Source organism: Salmonella sp. 32020114201800008SM, from assembly GCF_017572025.1.
GTDB lineage: Bacteria > Pseudomonadota > Gammaproteobacteria > Enterobacterales > Enterobacteriaceae > Salmonella > Salmonella enterica.
On the sequence record NZ_JAGEQM010000001.1, the window covers coordinates 905,017 to 918,827 of the forward strand.

Consider the following 13,811-nt stretch of genomic DNA (forward strand, 5'->3'; position numbering starts at 1 on the left):
AAGAAAATATATGCATCACGCGGCAACGTTTATTTTGTGGGTAACCCCTCCGCTTTTTGATCAAAAAACAACCACTGCTATTTTTAGCGTAGCTTATGGTATACTCCGCCGCCTTAACATCTGCTATCGCACATTTTCACTGAAACATAACGAGGAAAATAAATGAGTACGCCTGATTTTTCCACCGCTGAGAATAATCAAGAACTGGCTACTGAAGTCAACTGCCTGAAAGCCATGTTAACGCTGATGCTGCAGGCGATGGGCCAGGCCGATGCAGGGCGCGTGATTCTTAAAATGGAAAAACAGATCGCGCAGATGGATGATGAAGCACAAGCGGCGGTATTTTCCAGTACGGTTAAGCAAATTAAACAGGCTTACCGCCAGTAGTAAAAAACCGGCTGTTAGCATCGCTTTCAGCCGGTTTCGCGTCTGGCGCGAAGCATCGTCAGCACGTCATATCAGACCTGTCGCCGCAGCGTAGCAGGCAATCTGTGTTTTATTTGGCGCATTGAATTTCTTCTGCATGTTTTTCTGATGGAAGTTAACGGTATTTTCAGAAATCGACAGAATAATGGCGATCTCCGATGAGGTCTTCCCTTCCGCCGTCCACTTCAGAATCTCTTTCTCACGTTTACTGAAACGCATCTCAGGCGCCATCACCATGTCGTCTTCAAATCTTGTCAGCGCCGAAAGACTCTCCCGCGCCAGCAGTTGCAACCTCAGCTCCACTTCATCGTAGGTAAACGAGGAGCAGCGTAAACTGCTACGAGAGAAAGATAAAAAGCCCAGCGCCCGGTTCGGCAACATCACACACTGGGTTACGCCTCTGCGTAATCCGAAACGCTGGGCGGCATCCCACATCGCCTGCGCTTCATGAAATAGCACGTCATCCCAATGTAAATGACCCTGCCTGAAATTTTCCGGCTTTAATACCGGATCGATCGCAAAATAGTTTTCGGACTGGTAATGCGTTACCCACGCCGGAGGATAAGTGGTACGAAGCGATATTTTAGGCCGGGTAAAGGGGACGGGATGACGAACACACAGGGCATAATAATCAAATTCCAGCCGCTGTGTCTGATATTGCAATTCAGTATAAACATCCTCTGCTGCCGCCATCTCCTGAAAGCGTAACAACATTGCGCGTCGCCAGGTGAAGAAATCATTTTCCTGCATATTTTATGGTCACGCCTTTGATATTGATAATCATTATTATGAATAGCTTAAATTAACACATAAATAGTATTTATATATAAGAAATATCGGACGAAACGTAGAATACTTGAGCGGCATTACAGTTTTTTGGCTTCCGCCAGAGAGCGAGGTTAATAATCTGGCAGAATGACTTCATAATTATTCATTGCGCTCGCCCAAGGCGCGGCTAATTCGGGCGAGCGTTGAAAAGGTATTATTTCACTAAAAATTTCTCAAGGAACTGGCGGGTACGCGGATGCTGAGGATCGGCGAACAAGGTTTTCGCCGGCCCCTGCTCGACGATTTGCCCCTGATCCATAAATATTGCCCGGTCAGCCACGTCACGCGCAAAGCCCATTTCGTGAGTAACGATCACCATCGTGCGCTTTTCCTGCGCCAGCTGGCGAATCGTATTAAGCACCTCGCCGACTAATTCAGGATCAAGCGCCGACGTGGGCTCATCAAACAGAATCACTTCCGGGCGCATCGCCAGCGCGCGCGCAATCGCTACGCGCTGCTGTTGCCCGCCCGACAGGCGGCGCGGATAACGGGTCTCTTTACCGGCCAACCCGACTTTGGCTAACAGTTCCCGCGCCAGCGCCGTCGCCTCGGCTTTCGGCTCTCCCTTTACAATCACCGGACCTTCAATGATATTTTCCAGCACGGTACGATGCGGGAACAGGTTAAAACTCTGAAAAACAAAGCCGATATGCTGACGTAGCTGGCGAATCAACCCTTTTTGCTGGCTGAATGGGCGGGCGGTATCGATGATAATATCGCCCACTTTAATGGTGCCCGCTTCCGGTTGTTCCAGCAGGTTAATGCAGCGTAATAACGTTGTCTTCCCTGAGCCGCTCGGGCCGATAATGGCGACGACTTCTCCGGGCTTTACCTCAAGGTCGATACCGTGCAGCACCGTTTGACCATGAAATTTTTTGACCAGGTTGGTGACTTCGATCGCACTCATTTTGGCTCTCTCTCCTGGCGGTTAAGCTGGTTTTCAAAATAGTTTTGCAGTGCCGATAAGACGGTCGCCATTACCCAGTAGATTAACGACGCGGCCAGATACATGGTAAACACCTCCAGCGTTCGCGAGGTAATTAACTGCGCCTGGCGGAACAACTCCGGCACCTGAATCGTCGCGGCGAGCGACGTATCTTTCACCAGGCTGATAAAGCTGTTGCTCAACGGCGGAAGCGCGACGCGAGCCGCCTGCGGCAAAATAGCGCGACGTAGCGTTTGCCACGGCGTCATGCCAATGCTCGCCGCCGCTTCCCATTGCCCCTTGTCGATAGCCGAGATCGCCGCGCGCAGCGTCTCGGACGTGTAAGCCGCGGTATTGAGCGATAAACCAATCATCGCCGCCGGGATAGGGTCCAGCTCAATCCCAAATTGCGGCAGGCCGTAATAGATCATAAATAACTGGGCGATAAGCGGCGTACCGCGAAAAATCGAGATATAAAAGCGCGCCAGCCAGCGAACCAGCCATAGCGGAGACATCCGCATCAGCGCCAGCACAAATCCCAGCAGCAGACCAAAAAACATACCGCCAATACTCAGTTGCAGGGTAAAGACGGCGCCTTTAAGCAAATACGGCAGCGATTCAATAACCAGTTGGATACTTTCTTGCATTCGCGTTGATTACCTGGAGGTTATACATGAGGATGGTAGGCAAACAGCGCAGGCGCCCCACCGGTGTGAATAAAGAGAATCGGCCCGTCATCGTTAAAGCGTTTCTGGCTGATGCCGTCTATCAGACCCGCCATCGCTTTGCCGGTATATACCGGATCCAGCAACACCCCCTCCAGGCTCGCCAGCAGTTTCACCGCCTCCATCCCCGCGTCATTTGGCACGCCGTAACCCGGGGCAAAATAGTCATCCCATAAATGAATATCCGCCGTCGCCGTCAGCGCCAGCTGACCGGCAATAGCCTGCTGCAAGGCAATCACTTTGGGTTTCTGCTCGGCGACAGAACGTGAAACGGTCACGCCAATCAGTTCGACGTCAGGCATCAGATGTTCCAGCCCGACAGCTAACCCGGCGTGCGTTCCGGCGCTGCCGGAGGCCACCACCACCGAAGAGAGCCCGACAACTTCTTCACACTGCTGGGCGATTTCCAGGGCGCTCTCTACGTATCCCATTGCCCCCAGCGCGCTGGAGCCGCCGACCGGAATCACATAGGGCCTGAACCCTTGCGCTTCAATGCGCGTCGCCAGCGTTTGCAGCTGCGCATCCGGATCGGTTAGCGCATCGCACATCTCAACTTGCGTATTAAATAAATCCAGTAACAGGCGATTACCATTCGTCAGGTAATTTTCCTCGGTGGTACCGATTGGATTTTCCAGCAAGGCGACGCAATGCAGTCCCAATTTGGCCGCGACTGCCGCCGTCTGACGGACATGGTTCGACTGAATCGCCCCTGCGGTTATCAGCGTATCCGCCCCTTCTCGCAGCGCGTCGGCCACCAGAAACTCCAGCTTGCGCAGTTTATTGCCGCCCATTGCAATGGGCGTAACGTCATCGCGCTTAATGTAAATCTCACGGCCAAGATAATCAGACAATCGCGGCAGGTATTCGAGCGGGGTCGGCGCGCCAATAAGCTCCAGGCGAGGAAAGCGCGTTAAGTGATGTAGTGGCATTGAGCCTCCGGTAACGTTGTGGTGTGTTCTTTTTATTATGCACGTTGATCTAACGGAAATAAAAAAGGCGCCGATTCACGCGCCTCCGTTTGCTGACATAGTATGAGGTTGATATTGCCCGGCGGCGCACTGCCTGCCAGGCAACGTAGAGCATTATTGGGTCACGTCAGCGCCAAACCATTTTTCGGAAAGCGCTTTTAAGGTGCCATCTTTTTGCATTTCCGCAATGGCGTTATCTACCGCCTTCAACAAGTCTTCGTTGCCTTTACGTAACGCAACGCCGGACTCCTGACGCGAAAACGCATCACCGGTGACGGCCAGCGTACCTTTGGTTTTTTTCACCAGATCCAGCGCCGCCAGACGATCGACTAAAATCGCGTCAATACGGCCTACGCGCAGATCCTGATATTTTGTAGGATCATCGTCATAGGTACGGATATCCACGCCCTGCACATGTTGACGTAGCCACTCTTCATAGTTAGTCCCCAGCCCAACGCCGACTTTTTTGCCCTGCAGATCGGCCGCCGTTTTGATCGTGCCTTCATTGCCTTTTTTCACCAGCGCCTGAACGCCGGAGACAGTATAAGGCGTAGAGAAATCATATTTTTTCTTGCGGACGTCTGAAATCGTGACCTGGTTTATCACTACATCAATGCGTTTAGAGTCCAGTGACGCCAGCATTCCGTCCCATTTGGTCGGCTTCAACGACGCTTTAACGCCCAGATGTTTTGCCAACGCCTCGGCGAAATCGACTTCAAAACCGGTTAATTTGCCGTCGTCGCCCTGAAAGCTAAACGGCGGATAGGTACCTTCCAGCCCTACCAGCAGCGTGCCGCGTTCTTTAACTTTGTTCAGCAAACCCTCATCGGCAAAGCTCTTCGCGCTCATTCCCGCCACCAGAGCTACAGCCATTACTCCCATCAGTGCCTGACGTCCCAGCAGTGCTAATTTCATAGTAACCCCGAATATTGCCGTTAATGACCATAGACTGTGTCCCGCCATGGCGCATCGTCACGTCTCGCGAACCTTTGGGGGACTCAGCCTAATGTAGAAGGTTTGCCACGTTTCACCAACACGACTCTGCTACATCTTATGCTTTTTTAATATATATCAGAACTGGCGGTAAAGGGGGATTTCTGTCTGGGCGCAATCTGCTGATGCGCTTTATATTGCTGGTATTTACGTAGTGCGATACGGTAATTATTGGTGCTGGTTTCCGGCAACCATGGTGCCAGGCTTTCATCGAGAAAACCGTCCTGCAGCAGATCGTGGGAAATGTTTTGCTCGCTGAGGTAATTGCCAAGACGTCGTAAACGCACGACATATTCCCGCACCGTGCCATGACTCATCTCGGTTTGTTCAAACAAATACTGTTTGAAACCGATAATATCGAAAAAATCACTCTGCTTTTTGCAGTGCAAATCGCCGCAAAAGCGACACAGCGCCACCCACTCCTTCTGCTCCCGCTGCCAGGCAGCGTCGTCAAGTAGCATATCCAGTTGTGAAATAGCGATTTTATTAACGATCTTGCCACGGCGAACCAGCGTAATGCGGTCGAGCAGTTTGTGACAATGCGCGCAATGCGTCTGGCTGTGTTTAAAGTCTTTAAGATAGCGGCTCAGGGGCCGCCTTTTAGGTTGCTGCACCGTCATGAGAACTCCTGGTAGTCTATACGTTGTGCGGCACTTTTCGGGTGCGACCATGCGCGACCTATAACTTACCCAGTTTGGTGCGTAATCGTTTGATGGCCTGACTATGCAACTGGCTGACCCGCGATTCGCCAACTTCCAGTACCGCGCCAATCTCTTTGAGATTGAGCTCTTCCTGGTAATACAGCGTTAACACCAGTTGCTCGCGTTCCGGCAGCGATTCAATCGCATCCATTACCCGCTGTCGCAGGTCGCCCTCCAGCAGTTGATGTAACGGGTTTTCCTGTTGATGTTCTTCAGTCACCAGTTCGATGCTATCGCCATGCTCTTCCCGCCACTCATCGTAAGAGAAAAGTTGGCTGTTGTTGGTATCGAGCAACATCTGACGATACTCCGCAACAGGGATGCCAAGACGTTCCGCCACTTCGGTTTCCGTCGCATTACGCCCCAGTTCCTGCTCCAGTTGTCCCATCGCCTGCGCCACTTCGCGGGCATTACGCCGGACGCTACGCGGCACCCAATCGCGGCTGCGTAATTCATCCAGCATCGCCCCACGAATACGCTGCACTGCGTAAGTGGTAAATGCCGTTCCTTGCAAAGCGTCATATCGGTCGACCGCATTTAATAACCCGATGCCGCCCGCTTGTAGCAGATCGTCCAGTTCCACGCTCGCCGGCAATCGCACCTGCAGGCGCAATGCTTCGTGACGCACCAGCGGTACATAACGCTGCCACAGCGAGTGTTTATCCATTACACCTTCAGCGGTATACAGTGAATTCACGATAAACAGCCCTGCGTTAAATGAGTTATCGGCATGATTATCCGTTTCTACAGAGGGTTCTATCGAAGGAATAAGGCTATAAAAGAAGGGTTATTTCACTTATGTAACCTGTAGCACCTTTTTAGCGGCTCAAAGAGCAGAATAAAATCAGCCAGATAGGATAAACGGGATGCGCAAGCGCCCACCCCGAATAAAACTATGTCAGAAGATGAATCATCGACAGATCGTCGCCAGTACGCACCGTTTCTATATGGCGATGAAAATTCGCCGCCACCTCGCTGTTATGCTGGCTGCGGGAGTGAAAGCTATACACAATATTAGTAACGTCATCCCACTCAAGCCGCCCGCGCTCATGCACGCTGGCTGCCGTTAATAGCTTAATAAAGGCATATTCCGCCACGATAATATACAGCGCGCGTAACGGGTCGACATTCGGCTGGTTGGGGAAATTATTTTCCCAAATTTTATAGAGAATTAAATTTCTGAAAGCCCAGTTCTTCTGCTGCTCATCCGCCTGTAAACAGCGCGCTAATGAGGACTCAATATCGCTAACCTTCTGCTCCATTGAAACACCCTCTTCCGCCGTCAGCACCCGCAGAAGGCACTGGATATAGTGATCGAGGATAACACTGCCACGATTAAGCGGGAGCGAGCGGAAATAGTTCTGCATCTGCAATACCAGCGAGGTTTTTACCTTGCTGTCCGGCGCGATATTCATCAACTCCTGCGCCAACACGCCGGTCTGCAACTGTTCAAGTAACGCGGCATACACCTGTTCCAGTTCGCCCAGCGCGGCATCATCAATTTTGGCAAATTTCTGTGCATACATGACGAATTTAATCAACGCATAGAGCGCGGCTTCCGTACTGCTGTTGGCATGGTTGATCAGACTCAGGCAAAACAGATTGAGTAACTTTTGCTGCGCTGGGAATAACGGCGCAGTATTGAATGTCTGCTGAATGATTGTTTTTTCGCTGAGTGCCATTGCGTCAGGATCGTTTAAAATGCGGGACGTCACCTCCGGGCAGGCAAGACTCAGAGAGTTACGCACCTCATTTTTATAGGTATGATGCGCCCGCGGGAAAGAGGAACAGGTATGACTTAATGCCTTTGCGCCTAACGTTTTTTGCACCCGGCACAGACGGTCCTCATCCAGATAAGGGCAATTCCCCAGCGCCGAAGGCAGCTTAATTTCGCCCCAGTGGCTGTTGTTCTTTTTCAGCAGGATAATATGGTCTTGCGCGATGGTACGAATCGTCGCGTCTTTACTGGCGAGATACTTTTTAACCGTCGTCTTATCCAGCGTGATTTTCCAGCCTTTACAACAGTGGTCGCGACAGGCCGAGCCAGAACAGGAAAAGCGGGTGACAAAGGCAGGTTCAGTGACGGTGATTTCTTTCATTACACAGGCTCCGGAATTAAAAAAGGCAGCTTTCGCTGCCTTGATTGTGTACCACGTGTCGGTGAATCAATCGCCGGATTAACGCAGTAAAGAGAGGACGTTTTGCGGAACCTGGTTCGCCTGCGCCAGAACGGAGGTACCGGCCTGCTGCAGAATCTGCGCGCGAGACATGTTGGAAACTTCGGTCGCGTAGTCGGAATCTTCGATACGGCTACGGGCAGAAGTCAGGTTGTTTACGGTGTTGCCCAGGTTGGTAATAGCGGAGTTGAAACGGTTCTGTACCGCACCCAAGTCAGAACGTAACGTGTCAACCTGTGCCAAAGCAGCATCAATTTTCTGCAGCGGGTTTTCGGTGGTTGTAGCAGCCGCTTCCGCCAGATCAGGCTGTGCTTTAAAGTTGTGACCTTCGGCTTTACTTGCAGCGTAAGTTTTACCACCAATAGAAACAACTTCGGTTTTGCCGTCTGCGCCACCCAGTTTGTTTAGTGCAGTTTTGGATGTACCGTCATCTGCAGTGTATTTCGTAGTATTAATACTTATGGAACCATCTTTATTTTGAGTTGCAGAATAGTAATCATCGCCTACCTTAACTGCTAAACCACCATCAATAGTTTTACCGTTATTATCAGTATAAGACATCTTAACAACAGATGCTGTGCCGGTAACACCTGCTGCTGTCAATGCGGCTTTAGCCTCTGTCAAATCAGCATTTGCAACTTGTACATTTTTCACATCCTCAGTTGCTGTCGCAGGTAGTCCACCTGTAAGCGGGGAAGTCGCACCGCCAGCAAGAGTCACCTCACCGTTCGTCTTATCAACGGAAACTTCATAATAGCCATCTTTACCAGTTCCCCCCGTAACGGTAACTTTGGCGTAATATTTTCCAGTCGTATCATCAAATTTTAAATCGCCATCAATTTTCTGGTCAGTACCACCAAGACCAGTAGCCGAGGCTTTAAAAGTACTATTGTCTAAAGCAATCGTAGTATCGGCATATCCTGTAACAGTTGCAGCCGTATCGCTGACCTTATATTTTTGTTGCACATTCAGCGTATCCAGACCCAGGGTCTGAGAGTTGATCTGCTTCAGATCGATATCGATAGTTTCACCGTCGTTCGCGCCAACCTGGATGGTCAGGGTGTTGTCCTGCGCCAGGACTTTCACGCCGTTGAACTGGGTCTGGCCAGAAACACGGTCGATTTCGTTCAGACGCTGGGTGATTTCAGCCTGGATGGAGTCGAGGTCAGACTGGGAGTTGGTGCTGTTAGCAGACTGAACCGCCAGTTCACGCACACGCTGCAGGTTGTTGTTGATTTCGTTCAGCGCGCCTTCAGTGGTCTGCGCAATGGAGATACCGTCGTTAGCGTTACGGGAAGCCTGAGTCAGACCTTTGATGTTCGCGGTGAAACGGTTAGCAATTGCCTGACCTGCCGCATCGTCTTTCGCGCTGTTGATACGCAGACCGGAAGACAGACGCTCGATAGCGGTACCCAGAGCAGACTGGGATTTGTTCAGGTTATTCTGGGTCAACAGCGACAGGCTGTTTGTATTAATGACTTGTGCCATGATCTTTTCCTTATCAATTACAACTTGATGTTATTGGGCTGTTGCCCACGGTTTCTCACCGTAACCCTTGTATCGGCACCTGAATTTCGAACTTTAGAAAATTTTTCACTTCCCCCGATCTTTTTCTTAGGCGGCGAAATAGCCGCTTTATGCATCATTATTCCGCGCATTATTTTTGCAAAATTATCATTAAACTTTGCCTCCAGATTGCCGATAACGCGCTTAACTACTGTTTGCAATCAAAAAGGAAGAAGGCATGGCTTCAATTTCATCATTAGGTGTGGGATCAAACTTACCGTTAGACCAGTTGTTGACAGACCTGACAAAAAACGAAAAAGGACGCTTAACGCCAATTACCAAACAGCAGAGCGCGAATTCGGCAAAGCTAACCGCCTATGGCACATTGAAAAGCGCATTAGAAAAATTCCAGACGGCAAATACCGCGTTAAATAAAGCGGATTTATTTAAGTCTACCGTGGCGTCCAGCACGACAGAGGACCTCAAAGTCAGTACTACCGCTGGCGCTGCCGCAGGGACTTATAAGATTAACGTAACCCAGCTTGCCGCCGCACAGTCGCTGGCGACAAAAACCACCTTCGCAACTACCAAAGAGCAGTTGGGCGATACGTCGGTCACGTCCCGGACAATTAAAATTGAACAGCCGGGACGTAAAGAGCCGCTGGAAATTAAGCTGGATAAAGGCGACACCTCCATGGAGGCGATCCGTGACGCCATCAATGACGCCGACAGCGGTATCGCCGCCAGTATCGTTAAGGTCAAAGAGAACGAATTCCAGTTGGTGCTTACCGCCAATAGCGGTACCGACAATACGATGAAGATCACGGTGGAAGGCGATACAAAACTTAACGATTTACTCGCTTATGACAGCACCACCAATACCGGCAATATGCAAGAGCTGGTGAAAGCAGAAAACGCGAAGCTGAACGTAAACGGCATCGACATTGAGCGTCAGAGCAATACCGTAACCGACGCCCCTCAGGGAATTACGCTCACCCTGACGAAGAAAGTGACCGACGCGACCGTGACGGTAACGAAAGATGATACCAAGGCGAAAGAGGCGATTAAATCCTGGGTGGATGCCTATAACTCGCTAGTGGATACCTTTAGCTCGTTAACCAAATATACCGCCGTTGAGCCGGGCGAAGAAGCCAGCGATAAAAACGGCGCGCTGTTAGGCGATAGTGTGGTTCGTACTATCCAGACCGGGATTCGGGCACAATTTGCCAATAGCGGCAGTAATTCTGCGTTCAAAACAATGGCGGAAATTGGCATCACCCAGGATGGGACTTCCGGCAAACTGAAGATTGATGATGATAAGCTGACCAAAGTACTGAAAGATAACACAGCCGCAGCGCGTGAGCTGCTGGTGGGCGATGGTAAAGAAACGGGGATCACCACCAAAATTGCCACCGAAGTGAAAAGTTATCTGGCGGATGACGGCATTATTGATAATGCGCAGGACAACGTTAACGCCACGCTGAAAAGCCTGACAAAACAGTACCTGTCCGTTAGCAACAGCATCGATGAAACCGTTGCCCGTTACAAGGCCCAGTTTACCCAACTGGATACCATGATGAGTAAGCTGAATAACACCAGTAGTTATTTGACCCAGCAATTTACAGCTATGAACAAGTCCTGATAACAGAGGTCACCATGTACACCGCGAGCGGTATCAAAGCTTATGCGCAAGTCAGCGTGGAAAGCGCCGTGATGAGCGCCAGCCCGCATCAGTTGATTGAAATGTTGTTTGATGGCGCGAATAGCGCTCTGGTGCGCGCTCGCCTGTTTTTAGAACAAGGCGATGTTGTCGCGAAAGGTGAAGCGTTAAGCAAAGCCATCAATATTATCGATAACGGGCTGAAAGCCGGCCTCGATCAGGAAAAAGGCGGTGAGATTGCGACGAATCTTTCCGAGCTATACGACTATATGATTCGCCGTTTACTGCAGGCTAATTTGCGTAACGACGCTCAGGCCATCGAAGAAGTGGAAGGGTTACTCAGCAATATTGCAGAAGCCTGGAAACAGATTTCACCGAAAGCATCTTTCCAGGAGTCTCGTTAATGACCTCAACCGTGGAGTTTATCAACCGTTGGCAGCGTATTGCGCTGCTCAGTCAATCGCTGCTTGAACTTGCGCAGCGAGGTGAATGGGATCTCTTACTGCAACAAGAGGTCTCCTATCTGCAAAGTATTGAAACGGTGATGGAAAAGCAAACTCCACCGGGCATTACGCGAAGTATTCAGGATATGGTCGCCGGATACATCAAACAAACGCTGGATAATGAGCAGCTCCTGAAAGGGCTGCTGCAACAGCGACTGGATGAACTGAGTAGTTTGATCGGACAATCCACCCGCCAAAAATCACTCAACAACGCTTATGGGCGTCTTTCCGGTATGTTACTCGTGCCAGATGCGCCTGGCGCCTCATAATATTTTCCCGTCTCGTATGAAAATTCTTCCATACTCCAGAGGTCGGCTAAACGACTTCTGGAGCACGGAAGATGAAAAACCCCACGTTATTGCAGTACTTCCACTGGTATTATCCCGACGGCGGTAAACTCTGGTCTGAGCTGGCGGAACGTGCTGATGGGCTGAATGATATCGGTATCAATATGGTCTGGCTACCGCCCGCCTGTAAAGGCGCCTCCGGCGGCTATTCCGTAGGCTATGATAGCTACGACCTGTTTGACCTCGGCGAATTTGACCAAAAAGGAACTATCGCGACAAAGTACGGCGATAAACGCCAGTTACTGACGGCGATAGACGCGCTCAAAAAAAATAATATTGCGGTGCTGCTCGACGTCGTCGTGAACCACAAAATGGGCGCAGACGAAAAAGAACGTATCCGCGTTCAGCGCGTGAATCAGGATGACCGCACGCAAATCGATGACAACATCATTGAATGCGAAGGCTGGACGCGCTACACCTTCCCTGCCCGCGCGGGCCAGTATTCCAACTTTATTTGGGACTATCACTGTTTCAGCGGCATTGATCACATCGAGAATCCCGACGAAGACGGCATTTTTAAGATCGTCAATGACTATACCGGCGATGGCTGGAACGATCAGGTTGATGATGAGCTGGGTAATTTCGACTATCTGATGGGTGAAAATATCGATTTTCGCAATCACGCGGTTACGGAAGAGATTAAATATTGGGCTCGTTGGGTCATGGAACAAACCCACTGTGACGGCTTTCGCCTGGACGCGGTAAAACATATACCCGCCTGGTTTTATAAAGAATGGATTGAGCATGTACAGGCGGTTGCACCAAAACCGCTGTTTATTGTCGCAGAATACTGGTCGCATGAAGTAGATAAACTGCAAACGTACATCGATCAGGTCGACGGGAAAACCATGCTGTTCGACGCGCCGTTGCAGATGAAATTTCATGAAGCCTCGCGCCAGGGCGCGGAGTATGACATGCGCCACATTTTCACCGGCACGCTGGTAGAAGCCGACCCTTTTCATGCGGTGACGCTGGTCGCTAACCACGATACACAACCGTTACAGGCGCTGGAAGCGCCGGTAGAACCCTGGTTCAAACCATTGGCCTATGCGCTGATCCTGCTTCGTGAAAACGGCGTGCCGTCGGTGTTTTATCCCGATTTATACGGCGCCAGCTATGAGGATAGCGGCGAAAATGGCGAGACCTGTCGGGTCGACATGCCGGTGATTAACCAACTGGATCGGCTGATCCTCGCTCGTCAGCGTTTTGCGCACGGTATACAAACACTCTTTTTCGATCATCCTAACTGTATCGCCTTTAGTCGCAGCGGTACTGAAGAGAATCCAGGCTGTGTGGTTGTACTTTCCAATGGCGACGACGGTGAAAAAAACCTCCTGCTCGGCGACAATTACGCTAACAAGACCTGGCGTGATTTTCTGGGAAACCGCAGTGAGCATGTTGTAACTAATGATCAAGGCGAAGCGACGTTCTTCTGCAACGCTGGCAGCGTCAGCGTGTGGGTCATTGAGGACGTGTGATGAGCGTTCCCGGCGGCAGAGCGCTGCCGGGAAGCGAAATTACGGCAGCGGCGTCGGCAGCGGCGTTTTTTCTAACGCAGCGGCGCACTCCGGCGTCGGACGAGCGACCCGTTGCAGCGTCATGCCATCATATTCCAGGGTATTCCCGTCGCGCTCAATCTCATAGAGCTCACGCTTAACCGTAACATTGGTTAAGTCATCGGAGAGCATGGTCAGCTTGCCCGGCAGAGCAATAACGCGCTGCCACTGGCGGCAGTCCAGCGTGTCGCCTTCTTTAGTCACTACCAGGCTGGCGATAGCTTCAGGGCTCACCAGCTTACGTTGCGGGCCTTTTGACTGCCAGTACCCTTCCAGACCGGCCGGCGCGGGCGTTTTCACCACATCATTATAGTTTTCCACCTCGGCGCATCCGGCCAGAACCAGCAATGCGCCAACGATCGCTACTTTTTTCATCATTCATCCTGCATCAGAAGAAAGAGGAATTGTGGCATTAAAGCCCTGACGCCGCCAGCCTTTCCAGGCGCTGGCCGCAATTTGATCCAGTCGGTATTACCGCTTATTAGGTGTAGGCAAA

General features: G+C 50.9%; 16 protein-coding genes. 6 read left to right on the plus strand and 10 right to left on the minus strand.

Translation table 11 applies throughout. From position 1 onward, the window contains the following. The first annotated feature begins 10 nt into the window (after nucleotides 1-10). Both J4613_RS04605 and J4613_RS04610 read left to right on the plus strand, forming a co-directional pair. Nucleotides 11-166: a hypothetical protein gene (locus J4613_RS04605; RefSeq protein WP_000546186.1), complete on the plus strand. Its 156-nt coding sequence runs from the start codon at nucleotides 11-13 to the stop codon at nucleotides 164-166. Then, complete coding sequence (locus tag J4613_RS04610) at nucleotides 163-387, plus strand: DUF2594 family protein (RefSeq protein ID WP_000106483.1); 225 nt, start codon at nucleotides 163-165, stop codon at nucleotides 385-387. The genes J4613_RS04605 and J4613_RS04610 overlap by 4 nt, the downstream gene beginning before the upstream one ends. Nucleotides 388-453: 66 nt before the next feature. Here J4613_RS04610 and sdiA read toward each other — a convergent pair whose 3' ends face one another. The 9 genes from sdiA to J4613_RS04655 all read right to left on the minus strand — a co-directional run bounded on the left by sdiA (nucleotide 454) and on the right by J4613_RS04655 (nucleotide 9,231). Next, nucleotides 454-1,176: a transcriptional regulator SdiA gene (gene sdiA / locus J4613_RS04615; RefSeq protein WP_001157167.1), complete on the minus strand. Its 723-nt coding sequence runs from the start codon at nucleotides 1,174-1,176 to the stop codon at nucleotides 454-456. Nucleotides 1,177-1,408: 232 nt separating this feature from the next. After that, nucleotides 1,409-2,161 carry an L-cystine ABC transporter ATP-binding protein TcyN gene (gene tcyN, locus J4613_RS04620; RefSeq protein ID WP_023242958.1) on the minus strand — a complete coding sequence of 251 codons (753 nt, stop codon included), beginning with the start codon at nucleotides 2,159-2,161 and terminating at the stop codon, nucleotides 1,409-1,411. After that, complete coding sequence (gene tcyL / locus J4613_RS04625; RefSeq protein ID WP_001158234.1) at nucleotides 2,158-2,826, minus strand: cystine ABC transporter permease; 669 nt, start codon at nucleotides 2,824-2,826, stop codon at nucleotides 2,158-2,160. Before tcyL ends, tcyN begins: the two co-directional genes overlap by 4 nt. Nucleotides 2,827-2,846: 20 nt before the next feature. Beyond that, on the minus strand, nucleotides 2,847-3,833 hold the full coding sequence (gene dcyD, locus J4613_RS04630) for a D-cysteine desulfhydrase (protein ID WP_023242957.1): 987 nt from the start codon (nucleotides 3,831-3,833) through the stop codon (nucleotides 2,847-2,849). 153 nt (nucleotides 3,834-3,986) lie between these two features. Next, on the minus strand, nucleotides 3,987-4,787 hold the full coding sequence (tcyJ, locus tag J4613_RS04635; RefSeq protein ID WP_000761628.1) for a cystine ABC transporter substrate-binding protein: 801 nt from the start codon (nucleotides 4,785-4,787) through the stop codon (nucleotides 3,987-3,989). Between the two features lie 146 nt (nucleotides 4,788-4,933). Next, the gene (fliZ, locus tag J4613_RS04640; RefSeq protein ID WP_000218080.1) at nucleotides 4,934-5,485 is read right to left on the minus strand and encodes a flagella biosynthesis regulatory protein FliZ; all 552 of its coding nucleotides are present in this window, start codon (nucleotides 5,483-5,485) and stop codon (nucleotides 4,934-4,936) included. A 58-nt stretch (nucleotides 5,486-5,543) separates the two neighbouring features. After that, nucleotides 5,544-6,263: an RNA polymerase sigma factor FliA gene (locus J4613_RS04645; RefSeq protein ID WP_001087453.1), complete on the minus strand. Its 720-nt coding sequence runs from the start codon at nucleotides 6,261-6,263 to the stop codon at nucleotides 5,544-5,546. Nucleotides 6,264-6,459: 196 nt separating this feature from the next. Next, nucleotides 6,460-7,665: a flagellin lysine-N-methylase gene (gene fliB, locus J4613_RS04650; RefSeq protein WP_080180946.1), complete on the minus strand. Its 1,206-nt coding sequence runs from the start codon at nucleotides 7,663-7,665 to the stop codon at nucleotides 6,460-6,462. Between the two features lie 78 nt (nucleotides 7,666-7,743). Beyond that, nucleotides 7,744-9,231 (minus strand): FliC/FljB family flagellin, encoded by a 1,488-nt coding sequence (locus J4613_RS04655; RefSeq protein ID WP_000079805.1) that lies wholly within the window; start codon nucleotides 9,229-9,231, stop codon nucleotides 7,744-7,746. A gap of 256 nt (nucleotides 9,232-9,487) precedes the next feature. On the opposite strand from J4613_RS04655, the gene fliD reads away from it, so the two are divergent. The 4 genes from fliD to amyA all read left to right on the plus strand — a co-directional run bounded on the left by fliD (nucleotide 9,488) and on the right by amyA (nucleotide 13,237). Then, nucleotides 9,488-10,891 carry a flagellar filament capping protein FliD gene (gene fliD / locus J4613_RS04660; protein WP_000146802.1) on the plus strand — a complete coding sequence of 468 codons (1,404 nt, stop codon included), beginning with the start codon at nucleotides 9,488-9,490 and terminating at the stop codon, nucleotides 10,889-10,891. Between the two features lie 14 nt (nucleotides 10,892-10,905). Next, entirely contained in the window at nucleotides 10,906-11,313 is a 408-nt protein-coding gene (gene fliS / locus J4613_RS04665; protein ID WP_000287764.1) for a flagellar export chaperone FliS, read from the plus strand. Next, nucleotides 11,313-11,681, plus strand: coding sequence for a flagella biosynthesis regulatory protein FliT (gene fliT, locus J4613_RS04670; protein WP_000204899.1), 369 nt, complete (start codon nucleotides 11,313-11,315; stop codon nucleotides 11,679-11,681). The genes fliS and fliT overlap by 1 nt, the downstream gene beginning before the upstream one ends. 71 nt (nucleotides 11,682-11,752) lie before the next feature. Further along, entirely contained in the window at nucleotides 11,753-13,237 is a 1,485-nt protein-coding gene (gene amyA, locus J4613_RS04675; RefSeq protein WP_079791654.1) for an alpha-amylase, read from the plus strand. 39 nt (nucleotides 13,238-13,276) lie between these two features. Here the strand turns inward: amyA and yedD are convergent, their stop codons facing one another. Next, a complete protein-coding gene (gene yedD, locus J4613_RS04680; protein ID WP_000754694.1) occupies nucleotides 13,277-13,690 on the minus strand; it encodes a lipoprotein YedD in 414 nt (137 codons plus the stop codon). Nucleotides 13,691-13,811 lie beyond the last annotated feature (121 nt).